General features: G+C 65.9%; 8 protein-coding genes. All 8 read right to left on the bottom strand.

Annotation, left to right across the window (positions count from 1 at the left end; translation table 11 throughout):
- A partial coding sequence (locus ACOJTD_RS24110; protein ID WP_420135375.1) for a methylmalonyl-CoA mutase family protein occupies positions 1-981 on the bottom strand: 981 nt, incomplete at its 3' end.
- A gap of 60 nt (positions 982-1,041) precedes the next feature.
- Entirely contained in the window at positions 1,042-1,506 is a 465-nt protein-coding gene (locus tag ACOJTD_RS24105) for a GFA family protein (RefSeq protein ID WP_420135374.1), read from the bottom strand.
- Entirely contained in the window at positions 1,503-3,374 is a 1,872-nt protein-coding gene (locus tag ACOJTD_RS24100) for a methylmalonyl-CoA mutase family protein (protein WP_420135373.1), read from the bottom strand. Before ACOJTD_RS24100 ends, ACOJTD_RS24105 begins: the two co-directional genes overlap by 4 nt.
- Positions 3,375-3,494: 120 nt before the next feature.
- Positions 3,495-3,986: a 2-amino-4-hydroxy-6-hydroxymethyldihydropteridine diphosphokinase gene (folK, locus tag ACOJTD_RS24095; protein ID WP_420135372.1), complete on the bottom strand. Its 492-nt coding sequence runs from the start codon at positions 3,984-3,986 to the stop codon at positions 3,495-3,497.
- Positions 3,979-4,350 carry a dihydroneopterin aldolase gene (folB, locus tag ACOJTD_RS24090; RefSeq protein ID WP_420135371.1) on the bottom strand — a complete coding sequence of 124 codons (372 nt, stop codon included), beginning with the start codon at positions 4,348-4,350 and terminating at the stop codon, positions 3,979-3,981. Before folB ends, folK begins: the two co-directional genes overlap by 8 nt.
- Positions 4,347-5,216, bottom strand: a complete 870-nt coding sequence (gene folP, locus ACOJTD_RS24085) for a dihydropteroate synthase (RefSeq protein ID WP_420135370.1) — start codon at positions 5,214-5,216, stop codon at positions 4,347-4,349. Before folP ends, folB begins: the two co-directional genes overlap by 4 nt.
- 63 nt (positions 5,217-5,279) lie before the next feature.
- Positions 5,280-5,687, bottom strand: a complete 408-nt coding sequence (locus ACOJTD_RS24080; RefSeq protein WP_420135369.1) for a DUF4332 domain-containing protein — start codon at positions 5,685-5,687, stop codon at positions 5,280-5,282.
- 20 nt (positions 5,688-5,707) lie between these two features.
- Positions 5,708-6,076, bottom strand: coding sequence for a DUF2267 domain-containing protein (locus ACOJTD_RS24075; protein WP_420135380.1), 369 nt, complete (start codon positions 6,074-6,076; stop codon positions 5,708-5,710).
- Positions 6,077-6,122 lie beyond the last annotated feature (46 nt).

Below are 6,122 nucleotides of genomic sequence, written 5' to 3'. Positions count from 1 at the left end.
CGCGGTCAGCGACCAACCGGAGGTCTGGCAGTGGGTGCGCAGCGACAGCGACTTGTCGTTCTTCGGGTTGAACTGCGTCAGCAGCTTGGCCCACAGCAGCCGCGCCGCGCGCATCTTGGCGACTTCCATGAAGAAGTTCATGCCGATCGCCCAGAAGAACGACAGCCGCGGCGCGAATTTGTCGACATCGAGCCCGGCGGCGATGCCGGCGCGGACGTATTCGACGCCATCGGCCAGCGTGTAAGCGAGCTCGAGGTCCTGCGTCGCACCGGCTTCCTGCATGTGATAGCCGGAGATCGAGATCGAATTGAACTTCGGCATCTTCTGCGAGGTGTAGGCGAAGATGTCGGAGATGATGCGCATCGAAGGCGTCGGCGGATAGATGTAGGTGTTGCGCACCATGAACTCTTTCAGAATGTCGTTCTGAATGGTGCCCGACAGCTTCTCCGGCGGCACGCCTTGCTCTTCAGCGGCGGCGACGAACAGCGCGAGGATCGGCAGCACCGCGCCGTTCATGGTCATCGACACGCTCATCTGGTCGAGCGGGATGCCGGCGAACAGCGTGCGCATGTCGTAGATACTGTCGATCGCGACGCCCGCCATGCCGACGTCGCCGGCGACGCGCGGATGGTCGCTGTCGTAGCCGCGATGCGTGGCGAGATCGAACGCCACCGACAGGCCCTTCTGACCGGCGGCAAGGTTGCGGCGATAGAACGCGTTGGAGTCTTCGGCGGTGGAGAAGCCGGCATACTGCCGGATCGTCCAGGGCTGGTTGACGTACATGGTCGGGTAGGGGCCACGCAAAAATGGCGCGACGCCCGGCCAGGTGTCGAGGAAATCGATGCCGGCCACATCCGCCTCGGAGTAGCCCGGCTTGACCAGAATGCCCTCGGGCGTCAGCCACGGCTGGGCTTCGCCTGCGGGCGCAGGGGCGGCGGTCGGCTGGAAGGCGAGGTCTGCGAAGTTCGGAATCTTGCTCATGTTCTTCGTTCTCTGTTCCAGCCGATAGTATCACGGCCGGTTTGACGCGTCATGCGAAGCTCAGTCGTGGTCCGGCTGCTGATAGCTGAACACTTCGGCAAGCTTCTCGGGTCCGTAATTCTGCTTGGTGGTTTTGCTCGGCAGGGCTGCAATCGTGCCGACCCAGCCGAGCCGCGACTCGGTGCCGAATTGCGACGTCGGCACCAGCCGGTCCGGCCGGTCAAAAGTTCCGGTCATGATCTCGATGCTGTCGCCTGCGATCCGCCGATAGCTCATCGGCGTGCCGCAAGCCTTGCAGAAGTCGCGCTCGGCGATCGAGGAGGAGCGGAACGACGCCGGCTTGCCGCGGGTCCAGGCGAAGCTGTCCTTGGCGATATCGGCGAACGAGGCAAACGGCGCGCCGCTTGCCTTCTGGCACATCCGGCAATGGCACAGCGTCACCCGCAGCGGCGCGGCCGTCAGCGCGAAGCGCAGCGCTCCGCATTGGCAGCCACCGGTGAGCACTGGTCTGCCGGTCGCGGTCATGCCGCCTCGATCTCGGTCCAGGCGTCGGTGAGCAGCGCGAGGGCGTCGCCGCCGGCGAAGATGAACTCCTGCACCCCGGCGTCGCGGAGCGAAGCCTCCAGTTCGCCCGGACGGCCCGCGAGGTAGATCCGCTTGGAGCCGGCCTGGCGCAGCGCCTGAGCGGCCGGAGCCGCGTGCGCCGGGTAGGCTTTGTCGGACGAGCACAGGCACGCAAACGCCGCGCCGGAGGCCTTGAAGGCGGCGGCGAGGGCGGCCGGGTCGGTGAAGCCTTCGCTGTCGACAGCCTCGATGCCGCCGGTCTCGAAGAAGCTCTTCGCAAAGGTCGCCCGCGCGGTGAAATCGGCCGGCGTGCCGAGATTGGCGAGGAACACCTTCGGCCGGGCCGTCTTCGCGGCGAGCGCCGCGTCCGACTTGTCGCGCAGCATCTCGAACGGCGTGGCCAACCGGATCGGCGTCAGCGGCGAGAAGCTGATCTTCGCTTCACCGGCGGGCGGAATGGCAGCCGGCGCCAGCTTCAACACGGTCGGCGGATTCTCGTGCAGATTCGGGAATTCGCTGGCGCCGGTAAGGACGTCGCGGCGCTTGCCGATCGCCTTGTCGCGCGCCGCGCGAGTGGCGGCGACCTTCGGCTGGATCAGGCCAGCGGTCAGCGCGGCGAAGGCGCTGCCGGCTTTCTCGATCTCCTGGAACTGCGCCCAGGCGGAAGCGCAAAGTTCCTGAGTCAGCGCCTCGATGCCGCCGGCGCCGGCGGCCGGGTCGGCGACCTTGTCGAGATTGGACTCATCGAGCAGGATCAGTTGCGTGTTGCGGGCGACGCGGCGCGCGAAGGCGTCGGGCAGCCCGAGCGCCAGCGTGTGCGGCAGCACCACCAGTGAGTTGGCACCGCCCAGCGCGGCCGAGAAGGTGGCGACAGTGGCGCGTAGCATGTTCACGGACGGATCGCGCTGCGTCAGCATCCGCCATGCGCTCTCGGCCGCGATAAACAGCGGCTTCGGCGACAGCCCGCAGCTCTCCTCGATACGCGCCCACAGCAGCCGCAGCGCGCGGAATTTCGCCAGCGTCAGGAACTGATCGGCATCCGCCGACAGCCGCGCGTAGATCAGGTCACGGGCTTGGTCGAGCGGCACACCGGCGGCGTCCAGCGCGCGCAGATACGCGGTGGCGGAGGCCAGCACGAATGCCAGTTCCTGCGCTTCCGAACCGCCGGCGTCGTGAATGACGCGGCCGTCGGCGGCGAGCACGGTGGACTTGAAGCCGAGTGCAGCGAGGCCGGTGGCGACCTGCGCGACGCCGCTTGCGATGTCGGCCCAGTCGGACGAACTCGATCCGTGCACGGCGCGGGCGCCGAGCGGATCGATACCGAAGCGGATGTTGCAGGCGGCCGGATCGGTGCCGCGGCTCTTGATCAGGTCGGCGAGATCACGAACCAGGTCGCAGGATTGCGGCGCGAACTGCAACTCGATTGCGATGCCGGCATCGAGATGGACGCCGTCCAGCACCGTCTCCAGCGCCTGCTTGGTCGGCGGCAATCCGAAGCCGCGCGCGCCGACGCTGCCGGTAAACACCAGCGTCAATCCGGTCGCGCCGTTCTCGAGATCGTGCAGCGCCTGCTTGTTGGCCTCGCGCGCATCCGGATGGTCGATCCGCTGCATGATGCCCCATGGCGCTGCGGGCGCGCGGCCGGCGATCGGCGCTGCGCCCTTGGCGCGCGAATAGATCGGCTGAATGGTGACGCCGTCGTGGGTCTTGCTGATCAGCTTTTCGAACGGGGCGCCCTTCAGCACGCCGTCGACCAGCTTGCGCCATTGGTCGTGGTCAGCCTGCGGGAAATCGGCGGCGAGCGACAGCTCGTTGCTTGCGGAAGACATGTTGAAAATCGGACTCCCCGATACGAAACCTTGTTTGGGGCGGAAAATGCCACGCGCGGCGCGTCATGCCAAACGGTTGTTTCGGGCCAAAAGGCGCAGGACGCACGATTGTGCGCCGCATTAACCGCGTGGCGGCAAACGCTCGATTCCGTCGGTGGGCAGTGCCACCAAAGCGTCCGTGAACGACCGTCCGCCGATCGCCCCGTTCGGCCGAATCTCGACCAGAGGGACCAGCACGAAGGCGCGGTCGAACAGTCGCGGGTGGGGCAGCGTTAGATCGGGACGATCGATCTCAGCGTCGGCATAGGCCAGCAGATCGAGATCGAGCGTGCGCGGGCCCCAGCGGCGCTCGTTGGCGCGATCGCGGCCGAAGCGCTTTTCGATCTTGTGGAGCGTTTGCAGAAGCGACAGCGGATCGAGCCGGCTGTCGATCGCGATGCAGGCGTTGACGAAGGCGTCCTGCTGCTCGTCGCCCCAGGGCGGCGTCGTGTAGTCGGACGAGCGTGCCAACAGTTCAGCCTGCGTCATGCCGCAGATATTGGCGATCGCCTTGTCGAACGTCGCGCGGACGTCGCCGACATTGCCGCCGAGCGCGATCAGCGCCTCAGCCATGGGCGCGCGTGCGGGTGATGATCACGCCGACGTCGTCGAAGATCGCCGGGATCGGCGCATGTGGTTTGTGTACTGTGATCTTGACCGCGCTGATTTTCGAAAAACTTGACAGGATCGCTTCCGCCACCGCGCCCGCGGCGCGTTCGAGCAATTTGTAGTTGGCGTCCTTGAACGCCGCGGTCGCACAGGCGACGACGTTGGAATACGACACCGTGTCGGACAGCCGGTCGGTGCGCGAGGATTCCGACAGATCGACCGCGAGTTCGAGATCGATGACGAAGCGCTGGCCGACCTCGGTCTCGTGATCCATCACGCCGTGCCGCGCGTGCAGCACCAGGCCGGTGATGAAAATGGTGTCGCTCATCGGCTGTCCTCGATGCTGGTCGTGATCGCGTGCGCAACTTTCAGCGCCTGCGCGGTGGCGGCGACGTCGTGGGCGCGAATAATCTGCGCGCCGTTCTGCACGGCGATGAGATGGGCGGCGAGCGAACCGCCAAGGCGGTCCTTCGGTTCCGACGGCACCACCGTGCTGATGAACCGTTTGCGCGAAGCGCCGACCAGGATGGGCAGGCCGAAATGCTTGAACTGGGCGAGCTGTGCCAGCGCGATCATGCTCTGCCGCGGCGTCTTGCCGAAGCCGATACCGGGATCGAGTACGACGCGATCCGAAGCAATGCCGGCACGTGTCGCGATATCCAGCGACCGTTCAAAGAACGCATTGATATCCGCGACGATGTCGATGTTCTCATCGACCGCGTCACGATTGTGCATCACGACCAGGGGCGCACCGTGTGCAGCGACGACCCGTGCCATCTCCGGATCGCGCTGCAGGCCCCAAACGTCGTTGGCAATCGCGGCGCCGTTGCCCAGCGCCCAATCGACCACTTCGGCCTTCATGCTGTCGATCGACACCGGCGTCCCGAGCGCCGCGACCGCGGCGAGCACCGGGCGGAGACGCTGCAATTCCTGTTCGGCCGAGACCGGCTGCGAGCCGTAGGGCCGCGTCGATTCCGCGCCGATGTCGATAATGTCGGCACCCTCGGCGATCATCCGCGCGGCGTGAGTGCGCGCACGCTCCGGCGCGATGAAATCGCCGCCGTCCGAGAAGGAGTCCGGCGTGATGTTGAGGATACCCATCACCGCCGCCACCGGCCGCGCCAGCAGCGCACGCAGCGTTGCTGGCCCCGCGGTTGCGGTTGATGGACCAATGGTCGAGGCGGCTGCGCTCATGGCAGCGCTTTGCGCGGTCCAAACAGCGCTGTCAAGCGCCTGTCGAGAGCGGATCGATCGACGTTAGTAGCTGATCTTCAGTGGCAGCTTGCGGGCCTGTTCGATCAGTTGCCCGACTTCCTTTTCGGACGGCAGGGCGCGCACCAGTTTGCGCTGCAGATTGGCCTCTTTCATGTTCTGCGCCAGCCGCGCCGGGTTGCGGTGGGTGAATTCGCGCAGCGTGTTGACGCCGGCGGCGCGCAGCAGTTCCGCCTTGGCCTTGCCCATGCCGGGGATGCGCATGCAGTCGGCGATGTTGGCCCATTCCAGCAGTTGCTGTTCATTGAGCCCGGTCTTGGCGGCGAGCGCCTTGCGGCCGCGTGTCGTCTTGGCGGCTTCGAGCAGGGCTTCGGTGGTGCGGATGCCGACGGATTTCAGCTTGGCGGCTGCTGCTGCGGAGATGCCGTCAATCTGGGAGATGGGATATGTCATGACACTCGGAGAACTGATGGTCAGGTGAACTGGCGGAGACCCGGCGTGCCGGAGATGATTTCGCTCATCCGCTCGGCGCCGATCTTTTCACGACCAAAATGGAACAGCTCGCGAGCGAGTTTCTGGATGTCGCCCATGCCCAGGCCAAGGCCCATCAGCTTGGTACCAACCGCCATGATGCCGCCGCCCATCAGACGGCTGAGCGCGCCGCGCGAGCCGTCGGCGGACGCGATAGCTTCTTCGGCGCCGGGGATGGTGTCGATCAGGGCCTGGACGTGGACTTGAGGACCTTCATTGCGGAGAAAGTTGAGGATGATGCCGACACTCTTGCCCGCAACAGCTTTCTCCAGGCCGGCCTTCTCGGCCAGCCGGTCAATCAACTCATCCATTACGCCCCCGCCGCCGGTTTTCTGCCGGATTGTACTTGTCCGATCA

This window comes from Rhodopseudomonas sp. (assembly GCF_048594845.1).
Classification (GTDB): Bacteria; Pseudomonadota; Alphaproteobacteria; order Rhizobiales; family Xanthobacteraceae; genus Rhodopseudomonas.
This window is presented reverse-complemented; position numbering and strand designations above follow the sequence as displayed.